The organism is Peptoniphilus grossensis (assembly GCF_001940285.1).
In the GTDB taxonomy this organism is placed as follows: domain Bacteria; phylum Bacillota; class Clostridia; order Tissierellales; family Peptoniphilaceae; genus Peptoniphilus_A; species Peptoniphilus_A faecalis.
This window is the reverse complement of record NZ_MJIH01000001.1, coordinates 1,332,474-1,356,717: the sequence shown is the minus strand read 5'-3', so window position 1 is coordinate 1,356,717 and position 24,244 is coordinate 1,332,474. Positions and strand designations below refer to the sequence as shown.

General features: G+C 34.1%; 26 protein-coding genes and 1 pseudogene. 3 read left to right on the top strand and 24 right to left on the bottom strand.

The features are described 5' to 3' along the window. Positions 1-269 precede the first annotated feature (269 nt). Positions 270-404, top strand: a pseudogene (locus tag BIV18_RS11440) (IS3 family transposase); the annotation flags it as partial. 127 nt (positions 405-531) lie between these two features. On the opposite strand, the gene BIV18_RS06545 reads toward BIV18_RS11440, so the two are convergent. The 9 genes from BIV18_RS06545 to BIV18_RS06505 form a co-directional block, all read right to left on the bottom strand. Continuing rightward, on the bottom strand, positions 532-2,148 hold the full coding sequence (locus BIV18_RS06545; RefSeq protein ID WP_075659840.1) for an alkaline phosphatase: 1,617 nt from the start codon (positions 2,146-2,148) through the stop codon (positions 532-534). Between the two features lie 269 nt (positions 2,149-2,417). After that, the gene (locus BIV18_RS06540) at positions 2,418-5,387 is read right to left on the bottom strand and encodes a type III restriction-modification system endonuclease (RefSeq protein ID WP_075659839.1); all 2,970 of its coding nucleotides are present in this window, start codon (positions 5,385-5,387) and stop codon (positions 2,418-2,420) included. A 2-nt stretch (positions 5,388-5,389) separates the two neighbouring features. Beyond that, positions 5,390-6,949: a site-specific DNA-methyltransferase gene (locus tag BIV18_RS06535; RefSeq protein ID WP_075659838.1), complete on the bottom strand. Its 1,560-nt coding sequence runs from the start codon at positions 6,947-6,949 to the stop codon at positions 5,390-5,392. A 137-nt stretch (positions 6,950-7,086) separates the two neighbouring features. Then, positions 7,087-7,896, bottom strand: coding sequence for an N-acetylmuramoyl-L-alanine amidase (locus BIV18_RS06530; RefSeq protein WP_075659837.1), 810 nt, complete (start codon positions 7,894-7,896; stop codon positions 7,087-7,089). A gap of 18 nt (positions 7,897-7,914) precedes the next feature. Further along, positions 7,915-8,298, bottom strand: a complete 384-nt coding sequence (locus BIV18_RS06525) for a phage holin family protein (protein WP_075659836.1) — start codon at positions 8,296-8,298, stop codon at positions 7,915-7,917. Positions 8,299-8,451: 153 nt separating this feature from the next. Further along, complete coding sequence (locus tag BIV18_RS06520; protein WP_235860810.1) at positions 8,452-9,684, bottom strand: hypothetical protein; 1,233 nt, start codon at positions 9,682-9,684, stop codon at positions 8,452-8,454. Beyond that, positions 9,671-11,545, bottom strand: coding sequence for a hypothetical protein (locus tag BIV18_RS06515; RefSeq protein WP_075659835.1), 1,875 nt, complete (start codon positions 11,543-11,545; stop codon positions 9,671-9,673). The genes BIV18_RS06520 and BIV18_RS06515 overlap by 14 nt, the downstream gene beginning before the upstream one ends. Next, positions 11,545-11,907, bottom strand: a complete 363-nt coding sequence (locus BIV18_RS06510) for a hypothetical protein (protein ID WP_075659834.1) — start codon at positions 11,905-11,907, stop codon at positions 11,545-11,547. The genes BIV18_RS06515 and BIV18_RS06510 overlap by 1 nt, the downstream gene beginning before the upstream one ends. A 103-nt stretch (positions 11,908-12,010) precedes the next feature. Continuing rightward, on the bottom strand, positions 12,011-15,076 hold the full coding sequence (locus BIV18_RS06505) for a phage tail tape measure protein (protein WP_075659833.1): 3,066 nt from the start codon (positions 15,074-15,076) through the stop codon (positions 12,011-12,013). Between the two features lie 89 nt (positions 15,077-15,165). Here BIV18_RS06505 and BIV18_RS06500 point away from each other — a divergent pair, with 89 nt between their 5' ends. Next, positions 15,166-15,489, top strand: coding sequence for a type II toxin-antitoxin system Phd/YefM family antitoxin (locus tag BIV18_RS06500; RefSeq protein WP_019117841.1), 324 nt, complete (start codon positions 15,166-15,168; stop codon positions 15,487-15,489). After that, a complete protein-coding gene (locus tag BIV18_RS06495; protein WP_049690779.1) occupies positions 15,486-15,815 on the top strand; it encodes a type II toxin-antitoxin system RelE family toxin in 330 nt (109 codons plus the stop codon). The genes BIV18_RS06500 and BIV18_RS06495 overlap by 4 nt, the downstream gene beginning before the upstream one ends. On the opposite strand, the gene BIV18_RS10660 is transcribed toward BIV18_RS06495, so the two are convergent. The 15 genes from BIV18_RS10660 to BIV18_RS06435 form a co-directional block, all read right to left on the bottom strand. After that, complete coding sequence (locus BIV18_RS10660; RefSeq protein ID WP_004816339.1) at positions 15,812-15,976, bottom strand: hypothetical protein; 165 nt, start codon at positions 15,974-15,976, stop codon at positions 15,812-15,814. The two genes, BIV18_RS06495 and BIV18_RS10660, sit on opposite strands and share 4 nt — an antisense overlap. A 17-nt stretch (positions 15,977-15,993) precedes the next feature. Beyond that, positions 15,994-16,350 carry a hypothetical protein gene (locus BIV18_RS06490; protein WP_002834869.1) on the bottom strand — a complete coding sequence of 119 codons (357 nt, stop codon included), beginning with the start codon at positions 16,348-16,350 and terminating at the stop codon, positions 15,994-15,996. Positions 16,351-16,352: 2 nt separating this feature from the next. Then, positions 16,353-16,667 (bottom strand): major tail protein, encoded by a 315-nt coding sequence (locus BIV18_RS11560; protein ID WP_268875189.1) that lies wholly within the window; start codon positions 16,665-16,667, stop codon positions 16,353-16,355. 10 nt (positions 16,668-16,677) lie between these two features. Then, positions 16,678-16,962, bottom strand: coding sequence for a major tail protein (locus tag BIV18_RS11555; RefSeq protein WP_235860850.1), 285 nt, complete (start codon positions 16,960-16,962; stop codon positions 16,678-16,680). Continuing rightward, positions 16,955-17,281 (bottom strand): hypothetical protein, encoded by a 327-nt coding sequence (locus BIV18_RS06480; RefSeq protein ID WP_075659832.1) that lies wholly within the window; start codon positions 17,279-17,281, stop codon positions 16,955-16,957. The genes BIV18_RS11555 and BIV18_RS06480 overlap by 8 nt, the downstream gene beginning before the upstream one ends. Further along, positions 17,274-17,654 (bottom strand): HK97 gp10 family phage protein, encoded by a 381-nt coding sequence (locus tag BIV18_RS06475; RefSeq protein WP_075659831.1) that lies wholly within the window; start codon positions 17,652-17,654, stop codon positions 17,274-17,276. The genes BIV18_RS06480 and BIV18_RS06475 overlap by 8 nt, the downstream gene beginning before the upstream one ends. Continuing rightward, positions 17,651-17,983, bottom strand: coding sequence for a phage head closure protein (locus BIV18_RS06470; protein WP_075659830.1), 333 nt, complete (start codon positions 17,981-17,983; stop codon positions 17,651-17,653). The genes BIV18_RS06475 and BIV18_RS06470 overlap by 4 nt, the downstream gene beginning before the upstream one ends. Then, positions 17,983-18,156 carry a head-tail connector protein gene (locus BIV18_RS11550; protein ID WP_268875151.1) on the bottom strand — a complete coding sequence of 58 codons (174 nt, stop codon included), beginning with the start codon at positions 18,154-18,156 and terminating at the stop codon, positions 17,983-17,985. The genes BIV18_RS06470 and BIV18_RS11550 overlap by 1 nt, the downstream gene beginning before the upstream one ends. After that, positions 18,137-18,256 carry a head-tail connector protein gene (locus BIV18_RS11545; RefSeq protein WP_268875150.1) on the bottom strand — a complete coding sequence of 40 codons (120 nt, stop codon included), beginning with the start codon at positions 18,254-18,256 and terminating at the stop codon, positions 18,137-18,139. Before BIV18_RS11545 ends, BIV18_RS11550 begins: the two co-directional genes overlap by 20 nt. Before the next feature lie 10 nt (positions 18,257-18,266). Next, positions 18,267-19,457 (bottom strand): phage major capsid protein, encoded by a 1,191-nt coding sequence (locus BIV18_RS06460; protein WP_075659829.1) that lies wholly within the window; start codon positions 19,455-19,457, stop codon positions 18,267-18,269. A 4-nt stretch (positions 19,458-19,461) separates the two neighbouring features. Beyond that, complete coding sequence (locus BIV18_RS06455) at positions 19,462-20,148, bottom strand: head maturation protease, ClpP-related (RefSeq protein WP_075659828.1); 687 nt, start codon at positions 20,146-20,148, stop codon at positions 19,462-19,464. Then, entirely contained in the window at positions 20,135-21,247 is a 1,113-nt protein-coding gene (locus BIV18_RS06450) for a phage portal protein (RefSeq protein ID WP_235860809.1), read from the bottom strand. The genes BIV18_RS06455 and BIV18_RS06450 overlap by 14 nt, the downstream gene beginning before the upstream one ends. Positions 21,248-21,440: 193 nt before the next feature. Next, the gene (locus BIV18_RS06445) at positions 21,441-22,220 is read right to left on the bottom strand and encodes a hypothetical protein (protein ID WP_075659826.1); all 780 of its coding nucleotides are present in this window, start codon (positions 22,218-22,220) and stop codon (positions 21,441-21,443) included. Between the two features lie 52 nt (positions 22,221-22,272). Further along, positions 22,273-23,922, bottom strand: coding sequence for a terminase large subunit (locus BIV18_RS06440; protein ID WP_235860808.1), 1,650 nt, complete (start codon positions 23,920-23,922; stop codon positions 22,273-22,275). A gap of 127 nt (positions 23,923-24,049) precedes the next feature. Then, positions 24,050-24,244 carry a hypothetical protein gene (locus BIV18_RS06435; RefSeq protein ID WP_075659825.1) on the bottom strand — a complete coding sequence of 65 codons (195 nt, stop codon included), beginning with the start codon at positions 24,242-24,244 and terminating at the stop codon, positions 24,050-24,052.

Here is a 24,244-nt window from a genome sequence, read left to right as displayed (position 1 = left end):
GAAAATATCACCCATATAAAGGCGAAATAGGCAAAGTAGCTGATATTATAATAAATAGAAATTTTAAAGAAGATAGGCCTTTACAAAACTAAATAACTTAATATTGCACTCAGATCAATGTTAGTAATACCAACATAAATATTATGTAAATGAACTTAAAAAACATGGTATAAGACAATCATTGTCAAAAAAAAGTAATTGTTATGATAACTCAATTATGAAAACATTTTTTGAAAGATTAAAAATAAAATTATTATGTTTATGAAAAGAGTTCTAATTCTTTTGAAGAATTTTCAAAGGCAATAGATGAGTATATCTATTATTACAATAACGAAAGAGTTCAATCAAAAACAAAAGGGATGCCACCTACAAGGTATAGGTTAGCATCCACTACAACTTATTAATTAAATATTGTGTCCAGTTTTATAGGTACACATCATAAAATTAGCCGCAGTTTTTTTGTAATTTGTAAATTTAATTATAGTTTTCAAATATTTGGATTTTTTAAAATTTATTTGTAGAAATTTTTTATTATTTTACTAATTCAAAGGCTTTTTGTGGTACATATACTGATCTCGTACTGTAAATTGTAAGTCCTCCAAGGTCTACTTTTTCGCCATTTTTAATTGCATAATTTTTTGATACAGGGAAAATAATTTTGTCATTGCCCTTTGTTACAATTGCTTCATAATCATTTGCACCTTTTGCATTAAATTCAACTTTTGCACCTTTATCTTCGAATCCCTTTCTAATTGGTTGGTAAAGTTCTTCTGTTAGTTTATCTAGGTCGATGTCAAGTAAATCTTCTATATACCTTCCTATTTCATAATTGTGGACCGTTCCAATTAATCTTTCTGCACCTTCTGCTGTTGAGTATGAATATAAACCCACATCTCCACCTACATGTCCACCAGTTGTCCATGCTATGTGACTTCTTGCTGAAATAATTCTTCCCATTGCTGATGCTGTGTCTTTTTCATTTTTTACTAGATTTAGTTCTTCTTCATTTAGATCTTCAATCCCAAAATTCTTATACATAACTTCTTTAATATTTGATTTGTCTTCTTTAACTTCTTCGGCTGCCTTTGTTACAGAAACTTTTGCAGATGAAATTATGTTTGTAAATTCATTTAAAGGTGCTTTGTCATATCCTTTAGTTATATTTCTATATCCAAAAGTTATTCCGCCAGTTCCGTGGTCTGCTGCAATCACAATTACTGTGTCCTTATTTTTGTCTGCAAAGTCCTTTGCAACTTTTACTGCATCATCAAAGGCTTTTATCTCGTGAACAAGTGCAACGGGATCATTTGAGTGAGCTGCCCAGTCGATTTCTGAACCTTCTACCATCAAGAAAAATCCCTTGTCATTTTTTGAAAGAACTTCTAAAGCCTTGTCTGTCATTTCTGCTAGTGATGGTTTATTAGCCTTATCTCTTTCTATTTCATAGGGAAAGGATTTATCTTCGAATAGTCCCCAAATTTTGTCGCCCTTTGAAGCTTTCATTCCTTCTAGTGTATCAAAATAATCATAGCCTTTATTTTTGATTTCAGAAATAAGGTCTTCTTTGTCTTTTCTACTTTCTTTAGATAAATACATACTGCCTGCACCTAGAACAACTTCCATTCCCTGATATACTTGTTGTTCGCCAAGGTCTTCGTAATTATTCCTGTCAGGATTGTGTGCAGAAAAATCAGCTGGTGTTGCGTGTTGAATATTTGAAGTTGAAACAATCCCAGTAGATCTTCCACTTCTTTCAGCACCTTCAAGTACATTTGCTATTGGTTGTTTTTCTCTATCTTTTTCGATTTCAATAGCCCCTGGCATTCCTCCCTTAGTTGGGTAACATCCCACGAAAGGTGATTCCGTCTTTATACCAGTTGCCATCGCTGTACCTGCTGGTGCAGAGTCGGCAATTGGAGTGTTTGAGTTATTAGTTCTTACAAGACCAGTTGCCAAATCATCCATTACAAATTTTTTGTCCTCAGTCATCCATCTTGCAGTTGTAAGTGCTTCAACACTCATTCCATCTGGTATCATTATGATTACATTTTTTGCACTCCCATAGTCTTTCTTATCAGCAAAGACAAAACTTGGTACAAGAGTTGCTACTACAAGTGTCGCCGCTAAAATCTTCTTTAACCTTTTCATTTATTCCTCCTATAAGATTATTTAACTATAATTTAACAGAGAATTGTAAAATTATTATTTACATAATGTAAATTATATAATTATTTTTTACTATAGCTCTGTTATTTACGAAATATTTTATTATTAAATCTTTAATTCCAAAGGTTACTCCATAAAAATCCTGTTAAAGAACACTAAAACCTAATTGAATTAGGATTTGAGAAAACTAATTTGATGGATCCTTAGGTGGCAAAAGGCTATGAGCATTCAAACTCACAGCCTTTATAATGCTATTTAATTAATTTAATTCCCTTGATCATAGCTACGATATCATCATTTTTAAGTTGTTTCTTAAATACAACATTTAAACCTTCTTCCTTCAATGTTTGGAAGAACTTCTCTGCCGACTTAATCCTGTATTCTTCGCCACGCCTTAGTCCTTTATCATCATCCATATCCTTGGTTTCAACAATAAAATTAATTTCATAATCCCCCTTTTCTGAATTGATAACATACATAAAGTCCGGGCTTGTAGTTCCACCAGTAAATAAAGGTATTTGAATAGATCTTCTAGGAATCTTCCCAAAGACAAGGACTTCATCTATATCACTTTTCAATAAAGTTTCTCTTTCTTTTGGACTATCATACACAACGCTATCATAAATAAAGCCTTTAGGTACAAGGGCAGTGTCGTCTCTGTGAATACCTAAAACACCTTGATAGACCTGATCTAGCACATCTCCATTATAATCTGTCAAGCTTGTTTTTCTTGAATCAACATCCAATGCTTTGTATGAGAACTTCTTCAAGAGTTTTTCATCTAACCACTTATTAAATTCTCTTACCGCTAAAGTAATTCCAGTCCTTGTAAATAAGCGACTGTCGATTTCCCCTTCTTTGTAGTTAAATTTACACAAAGTCCTGTGAATCGTGTTTATAGAAATACCTGTCTTTCTATTCATTTCTTTAAGAAAATCTCCATAGGCTATTTTGTCATCAACAATGTAATAGTTTGCCACATACTCACGAAGTACAAGTTTCCCATCAACAGATTCTGTTCTTCTTGCTTTTACATCTATGGTCGTGTCTCTATAGATATCAGAATTTAAAACATCATAAAGAGCCTTGCTTAACTCTTCTTCAGGAATATCTTCAAATTTCAAATAATATTTTTGATTAATTGTTTTCCATAGCTTACTAATATCATTAAACTTATCTTTTCTAACCTTAACAAAATTTTTCTTTTTATTCCCATCAATCACCTTATTAGGTTTAAGTCCAGCCACTGCTTCAGGATAATCTGCATATAAATCATCTATTTTTTCAGGTTGAATATTTCCATCAAAGTCAATGTAGCCTTTCATAAGCATCTTGCTAAATATTTCGTTTTCTGAACTTCCCCTAATCTTTGCAATTTCAGCAAGAGATTTTTTAATATTCATGCTTTGTTCCGGTGTATCCGCTTCTATTTCTCCAAGCAGCTTACTTGCAAAACCTTTTTCAGAATAGTCGATTAAATACTTTAGATAAAACTGCTCATCTGCAATTCTTCTTCCCTTTTCATCGACAGGAAGCCTAAGCCCTCTTCCAACCTCTTGAAGTTTGCTAATTTCTGAACCTGAAGACCTTAACTTTACAATCTGAAATACATTGGGATTATCCCATCCTTCTTTTAAGGTCCATTTTGAAAAAATAAAACGCAGGGTATTCCAATTGCCTTTTTCATCATGAAAATTCAATAAAAAGTCTTTATCTCTTAAAATCTTATCCACTTCATTTTGAATATCTTCTTCTGAACTGGCGTTGTCCTCACTAAAATATCCTCCATTTGTTTTTGAAATATCCTCTAAAGAAGATTCAAGATAAGATTTATATTCTTGCAACCTCTGATCTTTCCTATTAGCTATCGATTTAATTTCCCTATTAAGAGCAGCCGATAACATATTTTCAAATTTAACTCTTAAATGTCCCGGCTCGCCCCCTTCGTCTCGGTAAGACCTGACAGAATCAATAAAATACAAACTCAAAGTCTTTATCTTATTGCCTCGTAAGAAATTTTCTTTTTCTGTCTTAAGGTGATTGATGATGGACTGCTTCAACATAAGTTCTTGGTAGGTTTCAGTGTAGATTCCCCCATAAACAATGTCACCTTTTGCGAGTATTTGACCATTAGATAGAGTTACTCCGCTTTTTATCGAATCATCAGATGTAGAACCTATTTCTTCAAGGGTAATTCCCGAGAACTCTTCACCAAATATGGAGAGAGCACCTCCTTTGACTAGTTCTTGAGATTTCTTTGTTTGCTCGTCTCTAAAAGTACACACTTTAGGACTTCTTTTGAAATCCATCAGCTTTAATTTAGTTTCCTTTTCCTTTTCTGCATCAATCATAAAGGTCTCCACGCCCTTAACTAAATTTTGATTAAAAGCTTGGCTTGCACCTAAGTTAAAAATAAGATTATTATAATCTTTTTCCTTGCTTTTCTTTTTGTCGGGAAAAGTAGCTCCAAAGCGAATAATGCATTGTGGCTGTAGCTCTTCAAGGATTCTTTTATAGGCTTGATTTTCTTTTTTAAATCGATGAGGTTCATCAATGATTACAATGGGTCTTGTTGCTCTCAAGGTCTCATAGGGCTGGGTGAAATTGCCTAAAATAGTTTGATCATAATCATCTTTAGCCATAGTTGCATTAGACAAAAGCATACCAGAGGTCATGAGTAAAACAGAAAAGCGATTTTTCTCTAAACTACTTCCCCTAGCAAACTCAGATATGGCTGCTGGAAACATCTTCCTGCCCCTTGTCTTTTTCTGTGGTTCTAATACCGATAAATTAAGAGCTTTATTAGGATAAAGATCAGCAAAATGCCTTTTACTATAATCTGCTTGTAGAAAACTCTTGCTGCCCTCTTTAATTGGAGTTGAAGGGACGAGAATAATAAACTTATTAAATCCATACATTTCATTAAGCTCATACATCATTCTTGTATAGCAATAAGTTTTCCCCGTGCCTGTTTCCATGCGAATATCGATGCCTAAATAGTCCTCATCATCTCTTGTTCGCCAAATTCTTGGAATTGCTTGCAGATCTTCATAGCCCTTCCACAAGTCATTAATATTCTCTTTGATTTTGTTGTCCGCAAAATCGATCACCGGACTTTGATGGATATTTTCACCCGCCACTACACGAATATCTTCAAAGGCTTTCCTGACAGCTTTTAAAAAGTCTTCTTGATGAGGTAAAATTGATAATTCAATGCTCATAATTAAAACCTCTCAATGAGTGAAACATTTTTATTATTCCTTAAAACCTTAAGATTTTTTCTCAGTTCATGAAGAACATTGAAACGAAGCGAATGAACATATGCAACGACCCTAGTAATATCCAGTTCTTCATTCTCAATTCTTTTAATCAAGGTCATAACATCTTCATCTTCTAAACCTTCATCTATAATATAAAGAGATTTTTCAATTAAGTCTGCTGAATAATGTTCAAGTATATAGGGGCTTGAACTCTTCGTTAAACCATAGCCATCTTCATTAAGCCAAGTAGTGAGTATACTTTCTTTTCCTAAAGAGTATTCATTATCAAATATTTTTATCATGTCCTTCGTAAGGAATTTAATTTCTGGTTCAAAATTTTCAAGATCAATCAGAGTTTTCTCTTCAGGAGTTTCAAGATAGTAGAGTTTGTAGCCATAGTCCATATTTGCACCTGTTTCTTCTTTGATTTTTTGTGCTGCTTTTTCAATTCTCGCTCTGCCGATTTCATAAATAGTTCTATAGCCAGCTTTATAGGCAGGCTTATTTTCTTCAATCTTTTCCGGAAGCTGGACCATAATATATTTACGCTTTCCATTATCTTCGGCATTAAGTTCCATAACAGCGTGGGCTGTTGTTGCAGAGCCTGAGAAGAAGTCAAGACAAGTAAATTCATTCCCTGTTATCCTATTAATTAGATATTTAATTAGAAATGTAGGTTTAGGGTATGAAAAATATCCGTCCAATCCTAATTTTGATAATTCCTTCGATCCCTGTGTACTAGAAAATTGAGAAATTATTCCCATTGGAATTTGCGTTCTTTCTATTAAATTCCCATTATTGTCAGCATTTAGATATTGCTTAGTGTATAAAACCCAGTTCCCTTCCTTATCTTGTTTTGATACGATATAATCGTTCTCAATCCCCCATTGGTATTTTTCTTTTGACCAACGCCAAATGGCTTTTCTACCGGAATTATTATCTTCAGGATATAGAATAGTACCGTCTTCCATTGTTATTGGATAATCCATGGATTCTGAATATTGTATTGAACCCATTCCAAGTTTTTGTAAATAATATTTTCCACGTGTATGTTCATATTCATCAGATTCCTTATATCGTTCTATGTTTGATGGTGGTAGACCTCTAATTTCAAAATTATTTATTAGTTTTCCATATACTAATATATGTTCATCTTTTACTCTAAATAGTTTCGAATCCGAAGAACCCCCACCTTCTTTGTTTGCCCATTTTAAATCTACAATAAAATTTTCCTCACCAAAAATCTCATCACAAATTAATTTCAAATTTGCCTGTTCATTATCATCAATTGAAATAAAAATAGCCCCGTCATCTGATAATAAATCTCTCGCTAATACTAATCTTGGATACATAAAGGTAAGCCATGCAGAATGGGTACTTTTTCCTGCTAAATCAAGGATCCTTTCTGCTTCTTCTTCTGTAATTCCAATTTTTAAAGAAAGTTCTTCTACACTGAACTGAAAATTATCAGGGTAGACAAAGCCGTCCGAACCCGTATTATAGGGAGGATCTAAGACTCTCACTATTTTGATACAATTTAATGTTTGATTTTTAAAACGACTATAAACTCTATTTGCACACCCCTACATAAATAGCGTTAAAAGGTTTTGAAATAAAAAATAGCCTGTACCATAAGTTGATACAGGCATAATTTTTTCTATTAAATTAATTCATTTACTCTCCTCTGAATAGCATAATAATCGTATCCAGCATTGATTAACCTTCTTTTTCTTTCTTCTCCATTTCCCCATTTTCCACTTATAACTTCTCTGGCTAATTGGTCGATTGTTTTATCTTTTGGATAAACTATCTTACCATTAGCATCGAATACTTTTAATCTAAATCTATCAGCACATCTTTTGGCATTATCTAAATTCTTAAATGCACCTTTCTGACTATTTACCTCAGACCAAAATTTTCTAACTCTATATAGTCCACCTACTGATTTACTAACAGTCTTATCGCCTCTTAGTCTTTTATTAACCTCGCTTGCAATATATGGAAACTTGCTGCCAAGATATGGACCAGGACAGTTAGTGTTTTTATACCATTCGTGTTTTTGAAGTACACCATCTTTGCCTCCAGTATAGGTACAAGGATAGATTCCATTTCTCCTACAGATGTCTGTTACTAAATCAATTAGTCTATTTAAAACATAATCAGAAACTAACCACTGAGGACCTCTCGTAGAGTTCCCTACTTCAATTGTGACTGCTCGGTTATCACACCAGGAAGATGAAGTTGTCCAGGCTCTGTTAGATTCATCAACCCCTAAAACAATAACTCCGTCTGAACCTAAGTTGTAGTTAGCTGATGCTAGTCTTGACCTTAGCACAAATACTCCAGCAAGATTTCTACTATTTATAACTCCAGCTGCGTGGTGAATAGCTATTTTTGTTATCTTTTGATTCCTTCTTCCACTATGGTTAGGTGAGCGAATTGTTGATTGTACTAATGGGCTATTACTCATTTATTTTTCCTCCTTGAATTATTCTAATACTCTTTTTAATTTTTCTGGTACTGGCATACCTAAAGCCACAGAGTTTTCTAAGATAGAAAGCCCTTCATTTGCTATATAAAAAAAGATGATGGCTGTTCTTATCATTGTCCCATCACCTTTAATTAAATTTACATCACATAGGTTTGCGATACCTACAACTATAAAAATCATAATCTTTTTTGCTATCCCTTTAAATCCTATGGACGAGGATAGCTTTCTTTCAACTCCTGCTCTTAAAACCCCTGTTAAATAGTCAGCTATTACAAAAGCAAGAAGTGTGTAAATAAAAGCATCTACACTTCCAAGATAAAATCCCAACCATCCTCCGATAGCTGTAAAGCATACTTTTAGTATTTCAAAGAATTTGTTCATTTTATTCCTCCTAAGTTAATGTATAAGTTATTTTCATTGTCTTGTCTGCCGTTTTTAATATTGGACTTGATAAGTTATTAATTGTTCCAAGATATGGAGTGTGAAGAAATAATAGTTTATAAAACGAATTTTCATATCCTCCATAACCAAGCATTAAAGGTCTAACTGAATAGGTGTAGACATTAAATACGGAATGCTCCTTCCTTCGTACTCTGTTTTATCATCTCTACGAATAATCTCATCATTCCTATTTATTGAAAATTTATTTCCTAGAATATAGTCTCCCCAATTAAATAAATACATATATTCTCCAGAATAAGTAGTTCTTTGAATATCATATTCTAGATCAAATTTGCTGATATCAACAGGATTATTAATGTTAATCTTATATAACAAGTTATAATCATTTCCAGCACCAATAGCATATAGATAACTGTCCTTTATACAGCTATATGCTCTCCTTTCGCAATAGCTAGAATCTTGGTCCTTATAATCTCCAAGTTTATATAAGCTAATGTCATTTAAAGACCATTCATCCACAGTAGTAGAATAATCTTTTTTAGAAATCTTCATCCTTATTAACTTATTGTACTTAGTCCCAAATCCATACCAATAATCATCTGGTCCGTTATAAAAACATGTTTCTTTCCAATAATATACTTTGTCAAAAAACTCCTTTGCATCTACAATCGTTCTTTCTTCTTGATAATTTCCCTTTGTAAATATTGGATCATTTAAACCGATATCTGTAATTGATTCTCTAAGTTTGACAATCTCTATAGAAGTCTCATTCTTAGGCCAGATTGATATAAGTGTACTGTTTTCAATATCATATTCTACACAACCTTGGTAAATATCTGTAATAACTCTATCAGAATACATTTTTGTTTTATTTAAAAGTAGGAACGGATCTCTTCCATGAGCATCTCCGTAGAAGTATTTCCCTCCTCTGTAATGAGTTAACGCAAGAGACGATATTCTACCATTTGCTTGTGATGTTGAAAAATCCCAAACAAATTTATATCCGTTTTCTATAGGAGTAGATTCAGTTAAATTTGCAGAGCCTCTTTTTGGTGCATCTGTTGAATTAACATCATTCGATGCATATCCAATTATCTTATTATTTGCAGGTGCTATATATTTATTTGAATTTTCATCGAGAGGAGCTTCAAATAATAAAATACCCCCATAACACTTATTTGCTATTGGGAATATTTCTTCCTTGTATTCCTCTGCATTGGTTTTAAATATCGGATACATAAGCCCTGATGGATTCAGCCTTAATAAATCTGGGACTGCATTAGTTATTAAGTTTTCATCTTCATATATCTCCTTCTTTTTTGTTCTCACATCAGTTAGTTCAATGACTGATTTACCCTTGAGCATTTTCTTCCTCCTCCTTATCTTTAAATTCTGTTGTAATTTCTTCTTTATATTTTCCAAGCATCAATCCTTGATATTTAAATCTTCCTACCTTTTCATCAAATACTAGTGACCTTGGGACTTGACTTTCAACTTTGTATTCAGCCTTCAATTTTCTAATCAAGAATGAATGGCTAAGTTCTATCTTCTTCCAAGATTCATCAATCTTAAGCTTTCCATCCCAAGCCTCTGTAGAACCTAGAGATTGACCAGATATAGCTGCGATAGCATTATCTTTTCCAATCATTGCTTGACCAGACTCAAGCCTAATTAATACCGAGAAGTTGTTCATCGTCTTTTCCTGAAGTTTAGTTAACGGATAAAAAAGATTTAAAATGTGGTCACCACTTAGGTAGGTTTCCTTTGGAATGTGATGTTCTATTTTCGTATCATTAAAAATATAGGTAATGACAAGCCTTGTTGGTATTACTATGTTTTCAATAAAGTCTAATTCCTCTACTTCTTCTTTTTCTTCAAACTTTGGAGGATCATAGGATTTTCCATCATTATTTAAAACCTCTACTTGTTTCTTAACCTTTCTTGATATCTTTCTAGTTTTTTCTTCAGTATCACAGATGATATTTAACAAGATAGATGCATTAAAAATTGCCTCCGTTTCTTTATTGGAGGCAAATTCTATACGAATTATTGGCGTGTCTGTGGTAGAAAGACTAAAGGCAGAGTAATTAGAATAGGCATGAACTACTAACTTTTCAGATTCAATTTGATTTAACAGTCCTACTATATTCTTATCATTCTTGCTTTTGGCCTTGGATAGGTATGGATTCTTCCCAACTCCTAAAATCCTGTGCTTTCCATTTATCTTGTATTCAATGTCGGTAATAAGCCCTTCAATCTTTTCTTCTTCGTAAGAAATAGCTATCCTATCTCCAACATCAAGACTTGGGTCTCCTATGGTTACCATATCAAAAGGTGTGTGATGAATCTTACAAATTTCAGTAAGAAGAGCCTCACACATTCTTTTTCTTTTTTCTGGAAGTCCTAATTGCATCAATGGATTTATTCCAAGGTTCATAGTTAGTCCATCATCATTTTCTAAAGAATAGTATTCAGCTATTTTAGTCTTTGCATTTGTTGAGTTGATGGCTGTATATCTTGTCTTAAAATCTGATATTGATGAAGAAAATCTTTCTCTTTTTTTAATTTCAGTTGATATGCTTTCTGCATACTTCTTTAAAACCAACTTACCATTACGAGAAACCCCAGCAAAAGCACCAAGAGTCGATGCTATATAATGAATAAAGTCCCTGTAAGTTTCTATATCATGGTCTTGATAAATTGCCAAAACTTCCTCTCCATTTACAAAAGCTTTTACTTCATCTTCTGTCATGCCTAGTTCTACCTTGCACTTCTCACATGAAAGACTTAGTAATTCAAAAGCTGTACCAAATGTATCGGTTACTGGGAAATTCTTATCAAATCTAAGCATATAATCATAGCCTTTTAGTTCTAAAATTTTCTTAGACCTATTTGCTTCAGTGACATCAAAAATTCCCATTGGTATGGTTTCTATCTTTTTATTCTCTAATTCTTGATGATAAAAAAGTTCTAGCTTTGAATCTTCTAGAGAATACCTATCTATATCTGAAAAAAGACTGATTCCAAACTCTCCAGCATAAACTGTACCTATTTCAAGTTCAGAAGATCTAGAGCATGAACGATGAATGTATCCAGACCCTTTAAGAATATCTTTATTGGTAAATGGAATGATTGTTTCATCTTTTAAGATGATATTTCCCGTCCAGTAAAATTTACGAGAGTTCTTTTTTATAACTGTTTTATATTCATTGCTTGTTGGATACATTAGTACTCCTCCAATGAAAAAGATACTTCCCACAATCCTTTATAAGAAGTATCTTTTATTAATTTGACTTGAAACTTATCTATATACATTTGTGTCTCTTTTAATTCCAACGTTTCTGTATCTAAGAATTTAACTTTAAGATTAGACTTGTTAGCAAGACCACTCAATATCTTCACAAGCTTAGGACTACATGAAAAACCTACAGAAATACTTGCTACTTTGTTTCTAACAATATCCCTTTGAATAGTACCTGCCTCTGTCTCTCCGCCAGTATCTGCTTCTATATCTCTAAACTCCAAATCATAAGAATTTGGTAGTGGTAGGTCTACTCCTTCAATAATTAAATATGATTGATATTTCAATTTATACGACTACACCTCCATTCACTACGTCGCTTTGCTCCTTGTTCATTGGGTGAGACTGCATCTGACCTACCAACAAAATCACAGATTTTGGGTTAGGTCATTATCTACCTCTACTTCTTAAATTCTTACGCATAGATGCATTGACAATAACTTCATCAAGGAGAGTCCCTCCAAGATAAACTGGTATGACTATGTCTCCAGTATTTTCAGATTTTAAATTGATATTTGCAAGTGCATCGGATATTTGTCTTCCTATATCAATACCGCTTACAGCAGATTCTTTATCAAATCCAACCATACCAACAGCTGATATATTGGGACTTAAAACCATATCGCTTGCCACATTTTCCATTGAAGATTGAACTAGTCTTCTGCTCTTTTCTATCCCCTTAGATAAGCCTTCCATAAAATCTGGCATCCATGATTCATAGTCAGTTAAAGGTCCAACATCTGGAACAGAGAAGTGCAGGTAAGACCTAATAGTTGATGCTACATTCGATACAGCAGATGTCACATTGCTAATCGCACTTCTAATCCCTCTTGCAATCCCATTAATCATATCGGCTCCCCATGTATAAGCTTGAGATGCTAAGTTCTTAATATGATTAACCGCATTATTAAATCCATTTCTAATAGTTGACTGAATATTTGACATGGTCGATGAAATACTTGATCTCATCGAATTAAATGCAGACGATACTGCTGACTTTGCAGTATTTACTGCAGATGAAATGGTCGACTTTATGGATTTCCAAGCAGATGAAACAAAGGTTTTAATATTATTCATTGTTGATGAGATAAAGGTCTTTATCCCATTCCAGATTGATTCAAGGACTGTCTTAATAGAAGTCAAGATAGTCTCAATTGTAGTTTTTATATTGGTCCAGGATGTAGAAATAAATGTCCCAATGGCAGTAATGACTGTTGTTAAAAACTCTTTTATTCCATTCCAAATAGTCTCTATTTTTACCTTTATAGCATCAAGAACGGTTGAAATTAAAGTCTTAATACCTTCCCAAGTAGTCCTGATAAACTCTCCAACTGCTGTAAATACTTCTGTAGTTGTAGTTGAAATAGCTGTCCATACATTGGTAAAAGTAGTTTGAATTTCTGTCCAAAGACTTGTAAAGAATTCTCCTAAACTTTGCCATAGACTCTTGGCTCCCTCAATAAAGGTATTCCAAGATTCAGTTAGAAAAGTTGTTATAGATGTCCATATACTGTTCCATCCTTCAGCAAGTCCATTCCATAGATTGGCAAAGAAGTCCTTGATGCCTTTCCAAGTAGTCTTAACTCCTTCAATAAATCCAGACCAAAACTCTGATAGAAAACTTGTGATTTCAGTCCAGGTACTTGTCCAAGATTCTGATATTCCCTGCCATAGGTTTACGAAAAATTCTTTTATTCCATTCCAAATGGCAGCAGTTGATTCCTTAATAGTTTCCCATATGGAGATGACCCCTTCTCTAAACCAGTCGCACTTCTTCCATAAAAGAACAAGGCCAGCTATTACTGCACCAATAGCAATAGGAACTATACCAATGGCTGATACTACTGCAGTGATTGCTGGTATAAGTGTACCTGTAAATATTCCAACTATCTTAGTTATTCCTCCTACTATTAGAGGTCCTTTGGTCATAATAGTTCCTATTGACCAGATAAGTTTTCCGACAATCATAAGTACAGGTCCAAGAGCAGCTATAAAAAGACCGATACCTGCAATAATACCTTTTACTGGTCCTGGAAGTGCATTAAGTCCATTTACCAATTTTGTTAATATATCTACTGCTTTTCTAACAGCAGGCATTAAAAGTTCTCCAAAAGATATGGCTAATTCTTCTAAGGCAGATTGTAGGATCTTTAATTGACCAGCCAGGTTATCCTGCATAGTAGCAGCCATTTTTTCTGCTGTTCCATCTGCGTTATATATGGCATCACTCAAACTGTTGTAGTCTTTTTCACTGGCATTTATAATTGCCAACATTCCAGACATAGCATTTTTACCAAATATCATGGATGCTGCTTGTGCTTTTTGGGTTCCGTCTAAATTAGCAAAGGCAACTCTAAATGTGCTTAGAGTCTCATCAAGTGAAAGCCCCTGTACATCTTCAATAGATAAGCCTAACATAGACATTCCGTTAATAACTTCTTTAGTTGGTGATGCGAGTCTTGTTAGTCCAGACCTTAAAGCTGTACCTGCTTGTGAACCCTTTATTCCTGCGTTAGCCATTAAACCAATAGCGACTTCTGTATCTTCAACTGAATATCCAAGTGTCCCAGCAATAGGTGCAGCATATTTAAAGGTTTCACCCATTAATGAAACATTGGTGTTTGCATTAGATGACGCAGCAGCAAGAACATCAGCAAAGTGAGAAGAGTCTTCGGCTTTTAAACCAAAGGCTGTAAGGGCATCTGTAACGATGTCTGAAGTAGTAGCTAAATCCTCACCACTAGCTGCAGCTAGGTTCATGACTCCTTCAATACCACCAATCATGTCTTTACTTTTCCAACCAGCCATGGCCATGTAGTTCATAGCCTCTGCCGCTTCAGATGCTGAGAACTTGGTCTTGGCTCCCATTTCACGAGCCTTTTCCCTTAGGGCATCAAAGTCAGACCCTGTTGCACCAGATACTGCTTTTACCTTTGACATACCAGAGTCAAAATCTGAAGCAGTCTTTACAGCCGCTACCCCAAGACCTGCTACCGCAAGAGATACTGGCATCATTTTTCTTCCTACATTTTCTATATTTTGCCCTGTGTTTTGCCATTTTTCTCCAATAATAGCTATGTTTTGAAGAGTTTGATTAGTAGTTGCCCCTTGTCTTTCTAGAGACTTTAAGGCTTGTTCTGTTTCAATAATCTCTCGTTTAAGGGCATCATATTGCTCCCCCGAAATCTTACCTTCTGCAAGAGCCTGTTCAGCTTGTTTTTGTGCCTCTTTTAATGATGTTAGTTTATTCTTTGTCTCTTCTAAGGTCTGTCCTAATAGCTTATGCTTTTGTGAGATAAGTTCAGTGTTGCCAGGATCAAGTTTAAGAAGTTTATTGACATCACGAAGTTCAGACTGAGTATGTTTAATCTCCGTATTAACTTGTTTTAGTGCAGTCTGCAATTTGGTAGTATCCCCACCAATCTCAACAGTTATCCCTTTTATTCTATTTGCCAATATCTCATCTCCTCTTTACAGATATATTTATCAGTATTTTTATTGATGTTTTTATCGATTTCTGCTATACTTATCTTGAGGTGATAAGTATGAATTTTGTAAAAGAATTATCCAACAAGACTGTATCCATTTCTGAATTTAATCGAGGCCTAGCTGGACGTATTTTCGATGATGTCAAAGTGAACGGTTCTAAGGTCGTATTAAAGAACAACACTCCTGAGTGCATTCTTGTTTCCCCTGATGAATATACGAAACTCATTGATGAGCTCGAAGATGCAAGAGATCTTATGCTTGCCAATACAAGGATGTCATCAATGGATAAATCCGATTTAATTTCTCAAGATGAATTTGAAGAAGCCTTCCATATCGATTTAAATGAAGTCTCTCCTCTTGATGAGGACGAAATCGAATGAACTATAAACTATCCTTTATAAAAGAAGCCATCCAAGACTATAAAGCCTTAGATGGATCTCAAAGAAAAATTGTCGATAAAGCACTTAAGAGGATCTTAATAAATCCTCTTCCTAATACTGAAGGTGGCTATGGCAAGCCTCTTTCTAACCTATCTGATTCTAAGCTTGCTGGTCTTATGAAAATTAAACTTAAGAGTTCAGGTCTTAGGATCGTTTATAAATTGGAAAAATCAGATGACGAAGTTCTTGTCATTATTATCGGTGCAAGAGCCGAATCCAAAGTCTATAAAGATGCTGAAAAAAGAGTAGCTAAGCTTGAAGATTAAAACTTATCAAAGTCTTCTTGTGTAGCTACTTCTTTGTATTTATAGTCGTCATTATTCTTTTCTGTGAACATATCATTTACAAGTCCAATTGTTAGTAGAGATAAATCAGAAACAGAAAGACCAAGTTCTACTGCCCTTAGTAAAAACAAAGGTGTAGTCATTGGTCTTTCTATTGGTCTTACTTTTTTTTAGGAACTTCTTCCGACTTTATATTAAGTCCCCACAACTCAATTAGCTGAGGTAGAATTTGATAAATTGAAAAGGTTGAGAAATTATCCAACCATTCTTCTGGACTATCTGGCACAGATTTATCTCCATGTTTTGCCATTACATAGGCTATATTTTCAAATAGTTCTAATGAGCCTATATCAAGGTTAGATTTATCTTCATCGTTTTTCTTCATGGACTTTTCTAATTCCATCAAGTCTTTGAAAATATCTCGACCAAATTTCAATCTATAAATTCTTGGAATAGCTGCTGAGGCACGGAAAATAACATCTTGTCCATCGATTTGAATTTTCTTGGTTAACGCCATATTTATTTACCTCCAACACTTGCTCTTGAAGGTGTTACTGTAGTTTCTGTTGGCATATAGACTGACTTATACCAACCATCATAAGTTTCCTTCGTAGTCTCTTCACCTGTTCTAGCCTTTACATTTCCATTTGGAAGTGGTCTTGATTGAATAGATAAGGTTTCTGGTTGAACTTCTCTTGATTCTTCATTAGTCTCTCCTTCAAGGGTTGGTCTTGCTGCTGAGCAGTTATACATGACGTGACGGATTTTCTTTTGGTCACCGTCAAACTCAAAAAGAAGTGCAAAGTTAGCAGTTTCAGAATTTGAAGATTCAATTAGAACTTTATTATAGAACTTTATTAGAATCTGATTTTTCCATCAAAACATCAGTCCTAAAAGATTCTGGAATAAGAGCGATTTCCAAATCTCCGTCATATCCCATGTTGTTTGAAATAGTGTAGTATTCAATTCCATCTGCATAAAAGCTTTCAGGCTCTCCATTAGGATCTAATGAAATTGAAACAGCACCAGGCATTGGCACTGGCGTCTTATATTTAATAACGCCCTCTTCGGCTTTATCAAAGAGAGCGTAGTGTACATTACAAATATTAAATTTAACTTTATTAGCCATTTTTTACCTCCATAGTAAATTCATAGAGAACTTCATAGAGTCTTTCTGATTCAATCCAAACTTCAGATTTTTCATAATAGATTTTTTCTCTATCAAGTGTCTCTTCTATCTTTTCTTCTAATTTTAAATCTTTCTTATCGGTGTATAGTTCTAAGTCTATCTGGGTGCTTTTATAAAAGACTACTCCATCTGCACCAAAGTGTTTATTCTTTGGAAATAGATAAACCATAAATGGTGGGTCTGGACTTTCTCCCTCAGCAAAGTGCGAGTATGCAAAGGGAAGTCCTATATCTTCAATTATCTTTAATAACCTAACCATCGTTTAGTTTCCTCATAATATTTTCTTCCAATTCCCTGACTCCTTTCTCCTCAGCTGGTCCAATGTGAGGCTTAGCAGATACTCTTCCTCCTTGTCTTAGAGCGTGTCCTTTTCCAAGTAAATGAGCCAGCTGGTATCTATTTCTTGAGTGAACTATGAGTTCTATTGAGTTCGAAGTTTCTTTCATAGTTTTTACAGACCAAGATTTAGAATATTTCTTTGTTTCTCCTACAGGTGCATTTTCTTGTATATCTTTTCTAATATTGCTGCCAGCTTTTTTGACTTCCTTTTTGACTTCATCTGTTGCCATATCAGAATATTCTTCTAAGCCTTTCATTATTTCACTGGCTAGGTTTTCAATTTTTACATTCATCTACTCACCTTCCTACACCTAAACTTTATAAATCTGTTTTTGTAGTTCATAAAGTCAATTGAGATGATATTGTACTTTTCATCAGCAAATAGAATTCTGTAATCTGAAGTATTAATATTCTTTAACCTATTTTGAAATCTTACAGTAAAAGAAATATCTAACCTGTCTACTTCCATCCCAAGAAAAACTTCTTCTCCTTTACCTTGAAAAGATATATAGGCTGATGTTTCTAGATAATCTGCCCATACCGATTTATGGTTACCAATTTCATCTACCGCAACATTTTTATTTTGAAAGGTTATTTTTCTATTTAAATCCGATATCTTCATTAGAATTCAGCCTTTCTCATTCCAAATAATAAAGCCCTTAGAGTTAAGTTTAGCTCAGAATAATCCGCCTCTTCTCTGTGTTCATAAAGATAAGCAGTCATATATAAGACAGCTATCTTTCCATTTGGATTTTTAGAAAGTTCTTCCTCACTATCAACCCTGGCTACCTCCAATGGAGTGCTTTATTGATGATTGGATGAGAGATTCAATCATCTCATCCTCGTCATCAAAATCCACCCTTAAATAGGACTTTGCCTCTTCAAGAGTAATCATAATCTACTCCTTAGGCAGTAGCACCGATTTTTAAAAGTTTAACTGCTTCTCTTAAAACTAAGATTCCATCTACTCTTTCTTTACCTAAGAAACCAACCATGCCATTACCAGCAAATAGTTCCTTTAAGTCTTGGAATGACCTATTTCCCCTATCTCCAATCTTGTAATATGAAAAATCTCCAAAGGCTACTGCCAATTTTCCTTTATCAGCTTTTGGAGCAAAGGCAGATGTATAGGCAGGATATCCTAAAAGCCTATCTGGTTCTCCATCTTTAAGTGATGGTTGCCAAATATATGCACCATTAACATCTTTAAGTTTTCTAATTTGAGCAACTGTTGCATCATTTAAAATAAAGGCTGCTTTCTTTCTATAAGGTCTGTCTAAGGAGTAGACTAAATCAATCAGTTCATCTGCAGTAATTGTTTGAGCCTTTGTTGTTACTCCAAGTTCTCCACCTTTTTTAGAGTCAAAAATTCCTGTAGGCTTGTTTACTCCATCACCATTTAAGAAAGCATCCTCTTCAGCATTTGCTAACGCTCTAGTAAATTCTTCAGTGATGTATTTTTCTAAATTAAAGGCTGCATCATAGAGAAGTTCTTCAGTAACTTTAATTCCAACATGGAGTTTATGTGCATCAAGAGATACTTGATCGAATGTGCCATCTCCAAAGGTAAGTTGACCACCTTCTTCTACCCATAGGGCTGCTGGCTTTGTAGCTGCAATGTTAATTTTATGAAGTCCAGAAGTTTGAACTTTTGTAGCTAATTTTCTTACAATATTTTCATCTTCAAGTCCATTTACAATATCTGTTTCCATTTCTTCTGGAACTAAATATCCACCACTTTCATCTGTACCAACTTTTAATTCATTGGAAATATCTCTAAAGTTAGTTCTTAATGCCTTCATCATAGACTTCTTATAGATATTTCTTGCTCTCATTGGTTTTTCGTCTTCATTAAAAGTAGCAGGTTCATTTATTAATGCTTGAGTTGTAGGTTTTTCTAAGGATTTATCCATTTCTTCTTCCCTCTTCTTTCTTTCAATTTCACGAGTATAATTCTCGATAGTTCTTTCCATTTCTTCATATGTCTTAAAGTCTTCATCAGACATTAGACCATTTTCATCTTTCTTAGATTCAGCAAATGCCTTTGCCTCATCCCAAGCTTTAGTTCTCTTTTCCATTAATTCTTTTAAGTTCATATCTTTACCTCCAAGTATTTTTAATATTATTTAGTCTTTCTTCTACTTCACTCATTGAGTGAGTCTTCACTTCTTTATTTATCTTTGTTAATAGCGAGTTTGTAATTGCTCGTCTTGAAAAGACCATGTTCGTAACTTTTTCATCTTTTCTTTTATCAGTGAGAGTTCCATCACAAAAACCCATCTCAATGGCCTTGTTCTTATCAAACCAAGTTTCTCCATCCATAAGATTAGAAATCTCTTCTCTGGATAAACCTGTCTTAATCTCATAAGCATTGATGATTGATTCCTTAACTTCCTTTAACATATCTATAGCTTTTTGCATTTCTTTTGAGTCACCAATAGCTACAGTTAAAGGGTTGTGAATCATCATTAATGATGTTGGACTCATCAATACTTCAGTTCCTGCCATGGCAATGACAGATGCTGCTGATGCTGCAAGCCCATCAATCTTAATAGTCACATTTCCCTTGTGCTCTAAAAGCATGGTGTAAATTCTCGATGCAGCTATACAATCACCACCAGGGGAGTTGATCCACACAGTTATGTCTCCACTTTTATTTTTTAATTCCTCAAAAAAGAGCCTTGGAGTGATTTCATCATCAAACCAAGACTCTTCTGCAATTACTCCATCTATATAGAGTTCATTTGAATCCTTTTTCCAGTTCCAAAATATTTTATTGTTCTTCATTAGGATTTATTTCTTCTCCTTTCTGCTGATAAAAACTACCTGCCTTATTAAGTGGTAGCATATTTCCATTTACAAGATATAAGTCACCACCTTCTTCAGCTGATATCCTATCTAGATTTTCTAACTCTCTTATGTCATTTGCACTCATCCAACCATTCTGTCTTCCTACAGCATATCCATTCATCCTTGATTCATAGTCTCCTCTTAGAAGTCCATCAAGATTGAATTTAATAAAGTAGGATTCCTTTTCTTTCTTTGTTAGTAGTGCTCTTTCCAAGGATTGCTCCCAACGAACAATCCAAGGGTCAAGAGTGTATTTAACAAACTCAAGTGACTGCTGTTCTATATTTGAAAATGACGACTTCTCCAAGTCTCCAATCATATGAGGTGGTATTCTAAATATTCTTGTTATCTCATTTAACTGAAACTTTCTTGTTTCCAAAAATTGGGATTCACTTGGCGCAATGGCTATCGATTGATACTTCATCCCTTCTTCAAGTACAGCCACTTTGTTGGCGTTCTTAGGCCCTTGAAAGGCTGCATTCCATGACTCCCTTACTCTTTCTGGGTCTTTGATAATACCTGGATGCTCTAAAACTCCACCTGGTTGTGCTCCATTTTGAAAGAATGACGCTCCATAATCTTCACAAGCCATAGCCATACCAATTGCATTTTTTGCCATGGTAATTGGCGAGTATCCAATAAGACCATCAAAACCAAGTCCTGGTATATGAAGGACATCTTCTTTTAAAAGATAAACTTCTTCTGATTTGTGATTGTATTTATAAAATATTTCTCCATCTTCACTTCGCATAACAGTCATCTTGTTTGGCATAAGAGGATATAGACCTATGATTTCATTTCTTCCATTACGAATAATCTGTCCATAGGCATTTCCCCACAATAGAAGATGGGTCATCAGTGTTTCTCTAAATACAAAGGATGTCATCTCAGTATTTGGTTCGTCATGTAAAAGAAAATATATGGCATAGTCTTTTGCTTTTTCCTTTGAGTTTGAATCTCCTCTTTTATATAAGTGGAGAGGAAGTCCTGCTAAGGTTTCAGCAAGAACTCTCACACATGAATAAACTGCTGTCATTTGCATGGCAGTAAATTCGTTTACATTCCTGTCTGCTGTTGTCCTTCCAAATAAAAAAGACGATGAAGATATCCTCTCCCCGTCTTTAGGTTTGTCTCTCGACTTAAATATTAAATTTAAAATGTTTATATTACCACCTCCTAAAAGTAGGTATTAAAAAAGCACCTACTAATGTAGATGCTTTAGTTCTTACCTATTTCCACTTAGAAAACTTTTTTATTTCCAAAACATTTTCTTTTGGTATCTTTACTCCTCTTTTTAAAAGGATAATATTTTCTGTTTGACCACAAAATGCAATATCATACGCTTTACATAAATAGCTTATCCATCTCGAGTTGTTGCTGCCTTCATTATCTATTAAATCTCCTCTTGCTTTTGTTACTACTTCATATGCAATAGTTTCACTAGTCCACTTTTTTGATAATTGCAAATCCAAAAGTTGATCTATATTCAATAATATTTCCGGTCGCTTGTGTATGTTCCCTGAATAAGCAGAATTCTCTAAAGTTAAAAATCCACAGATATTATAATCAAAATAAAATTTATATCCGATTTTCCAAGCTAACTTTTCCACTATATCTGTTGAAGGACAATCTATTTCAAAGTTGATATTAAATGTATTATTTTTATATTTTAGTAATTTGTTTTCTATATCAATTTCTATCCCATTAGAATCCAACATTTTTCTCAACTCAGAATCTTTTAAAAAATAAGACTCTCTTAAATCCAGTAATCCATACTTTTTAATTGATTCACAGCCATTGTTACTTGTAGTTATATGAGAAAAAATAAAATCTATATCATCACAATTAAGCTCTTTAATTCTATATTCATTGATTAGCCATTCAACGATTTGAGTATAATCAGTTTTTTTTACATCTCTGGAACTATTTATCCAAACATTTTTTGGTACATTTGTTAAATTTATTAAAGTTTCAATTGCTAATTCTGAATTTCTTATATCATAAATCATAACTATTTACCCACCTGTTTTATATATTTTATTATATCACTATTTTTTATTTCTAAAATACGATAAGACCCCTCTCATCATAAACAGATTCACTTGTATCATTACCACACCTTATTGCCCTATCAAGAGCCATTATTGTAGCAATTACACCATCTATTTTTTCTGTAGACTTTTCTTTGTCTGCCTTTATGTTTCCAGCAGGATCTGTTCGTATAAAAATATTATCCATCATCCATCTTAGAACTGGATGACCTCCATGGGCTATTTTTCTTTCGAGAGTTAGTTTCATTAATTCTTTTGTTGGCGGAGACATGTCTTTAAATCCTTGACCAAAAGGAACAACTGTGAAACCCATTCCTTCTAAGTTTTGTACCATCTGAACTGCTCCCCATCTGTCAAAGGCAATTTCTCGTATGTTATATATCTCACCCAAGTCTTCTATAAATTTTTCTATAAACCCATAGTGGACTACATTTCCTTCTGTTGTCATAATATAGCCTTGTTTTTTCCATAGGTCATAGTTTACATGGTCTCTTTTTACTCTTAGATCGAGATTGTCTTCTGGAAACCAAAAGTAAGGTAATATTTGATACTTACCATCTTCGTCTATTGGAGGAAAGACTAAAACAAAAGCTGTAATATCCGTTGTGCTTGATAGGTCAAGACCACCATAGCAAACTCTGCCTTTTAGTTCTTTTTCATTAACAGCAAAATTACATAGGTCCCATTTTTCCATAGGCATCCACCTAATTGCTTGTTTGACCCATTGGTTAAGCCTTAGTTGCCTAAAAGCATTTTCTTCAGTTGGATTTTGCTTAGCCGATTCACAGGCTTGCCTTACTTTTTCTATTGGAACTGTAATTCCGAGAGATGGGTTCGCTTTATGCCATACTTTTTCATCTGTCCAATCATCTTCTCTGTCTGCTCCATAGATTACAGGATAGAAAGTAGAATCAGTTTTTCTTCCTTCAAGTATGTCAACTGCCTTTTGATGAGTCTCATAGCAGATTGATTTAGTATCCGTTCCAGCAGTTGTTATGAGAAAATATAGAGGTTGAGTTCTCGCATCACCAGACCCTTTTGTCATTACATCAAATAGCTTTCTATTAGGTTGAGTATGAAGTTCATCAAAAACAACACCATGAATATTAAAGCCGTGTTTAGAATACGCCTCTGCAGATAAAACTTGATAGAAAGAATTGGTCGGCTTATATATCATTCTCTTTTGAGATGCTAGAATTTTTACTCTTTTAGATAGGGCTGGGCTCATCCTTACCATATCAGCTGCAACATCAAAGACAATGGTTGCTTGTTGTCTATCAGCAGCACATCCATAAACTTCTGCTCTTTCTTCTCCATCGCCACAAGTAAGGAGGAGCGCTACAGCAGCTGCAAGTTCAGACTTTCCCATCTTCTTTGGTATTTCAATATAGGCTGTATTAAATTGTCGATATCCTGTATCTTTTACAATGCCAAATAAGTCTCTTATTATTTCTTCTTGCCAATCAATAAGCTTGAAGTCTTTACCTGCCCATCTACCTTTCGTATGTTTTAGGCATTCTATAAAGGTGACCGCATAATCTGCTTTATTTTTATCATAGTGAGATGAGTCCAGCATGAACTTTGTAGGCTTGTAATTTTTTAATTTTTTATTAATCCTCCTTCCTGTAAAAATGGGCATAGTCGCTTTTTGACAAATCATAGATTTGAAACAAAGCGACATCTGACCTACCATCAAAATCATAGATTTTGGGTTAGGTCATAAAAAATACTAGCCATCAGCTAGTTTCTCCTACGACAAATAGAGCCTTTGCTCTTTTGTCTCTTTATTAAAATAACTCATCTATTTTTCTGTATTCCGCTTTTTTCTTTTGAATCTCTTGAAAAATACATTCTGCTCTAAAATTATTTCTACAATACCTTAGTTCTTTATCTAACTTTTTAAGCTCTGCTTGTCTTCTCTTAAGAACTTCTACTCCATTGCCTTCTTTTGCGTCTTTATAGTCTCTTTCAAAAGTTGTCAT

Excerpts from the sequence above, each read along its gene's own strand:
- BIV18_RS06455 (WP_075659828.1), bottom strand. The coding sequence starts at position 20,148 with ATGAAGAACAATAAAATATTTTGGAACTGGAAAAAGGATTCAAATGAA.
- BIV18_RS06515 (WP_075659835.1), bottom strand. The coding sequence starts at position 11,545 with ATGTATCCAACAAGCAATGAATATAAAACAGTTATAAAAAAGAACTCT.
- BIV18_RS06450 (WP_235860809.1), bottom strand. The coding sequence starts at position 21,247 with ATGACAGCAGTTTATTCATGTGTGAGAGTTCTTGCTGAAACCTTAGCA.
- BIV18_RS11555 (WP_235860850.1), bottom strand. The coding sequence starts at position 16,962 with ATGGCTAATAAAGTTAAATTTAATATTTGTAATGTACACTACGCTCTC.
- BIV18_RS06480 (WP_075659832.1), bottom strand. The coding sequence starts at position 17,281 with ATGGTTAGGTTATTAAAGATAATTGAAGATATAGGACTTCCCTTTGCA.
- BIV18_RS06490 (WP_002834869.1), bottom strand. The coding sequence starts at position 16,350 with ATGGCGTTAACCAAGAAAATTCAAATCGATGGACAAGATGTTATTTTC.
- BIV18_RS06440 (WP_235860808.1), bottom strand. The coding sequence starts at position 23,922 with ATGATTTGTCAAAAAGCGACTATGCCCATTTTTACAGGAAGGAGGATT.
- BIV18_RS06540 (WP_075659839.1), bottom strand. The coding sequence starts at position 5,387 with ATGAGCATTGAATTATCAATTTTACCTCATCAAGAAGACTTTTTAAAA.
- BIV18_RS11545 (WP_268875150.1), bottom strand. The coding sequence starts at position 18,256 with ATGATTACTCTTGAAGAGGCAAAGTCCTATTTAAGGGTGGATTTTGAT.
- BIV18_RS10660 (WP_004816339.1), bottom strand. The coding sequence starts at position 15,976 with ATGACTACACCTTTGTTTTTACTAAGGGCAGTAGAACTTGGTCTTTCT.
- BIV18_RS06520 (WP_235860810.1), bottom strand. The coding sequence starts at position 9,684 with ATGCTCAAGGGTAAATCAGTCATTGAACTAACTGATGTGAGAACAAAA.
- BIV18_RS06475 (WP_075659831.1), bottom strand. The coding sequence starts at position 17,654 with ATGAATGTAAAAATTGAAAACCTAGCCAGTGAAATAATGAAAGGCTTA.
- BIV18_RS06545 (WP_075659840.1), bottom strand. The coding sequence starts at position 2,148 with ATGAAAAGGTTAAAGAAGATTTTAGCGGCGACACTTGTAGTAGCAACT.
- BIV18_RS06470 (WP_075659830.1), bottom strand. The coding sequence starts at position 17,983 with ATGAAGATATCGGATTTAAATAGAAAAATAACCTTTCAAAATAAAAAT.
- BIV18_RS06495 (WP_049690779.1), top strand. The coding sequence starts at position 15,486 with ATGAACTATAAACTATCCTTTATAAAAGAAGCCATCCAAGACTATAAA.
- BIV18_RS06500 (WP_019117841.1), top strand. The coding sequence starts at position 15,166 with ATGAATTTTGTAAAAGAATTATCCAACAAGACTGTATCCATTTCTGAA.
- BIV18_RS06460 (WP_075659829.1), bottom strand. The coding sequence starts at position 19,457 with ATGAACTTAAAAGAATTAATGGAAAAGAGAACTAAAGCTTGGGATGAG.
- BIV18_RS06435 (WP_075659825.1), bottom strand. The coding sequence starts at position 24,244 with ATGACAACTTTTGAAAGAGACTATAAAGACGCAAAAGAAGGCAATGGA.
- BIV18_RS06445 (WP_075659826.1), bottom strand. The coding sequence starts at position 22,220 with ATGATTTATGATATAAGAAATTCAGAATTAGCAATTGAAACTTTAATA.
- BIV18_RS06530 (WP_075659837.1), bottom strand. The coding sequence starts at position 7,896 with ATGAGTAATAGCCCATTAGTACAATCAACAATTCGCTCACCTAACCAT.
- BIV18_RS06525 (WP_075659836.1), bottom strand. The coding sequence starts at position 8,298 with ATGAACAAATTCTTTGAAATACTAAAAGTATGCTTTACAGCTATCGGA.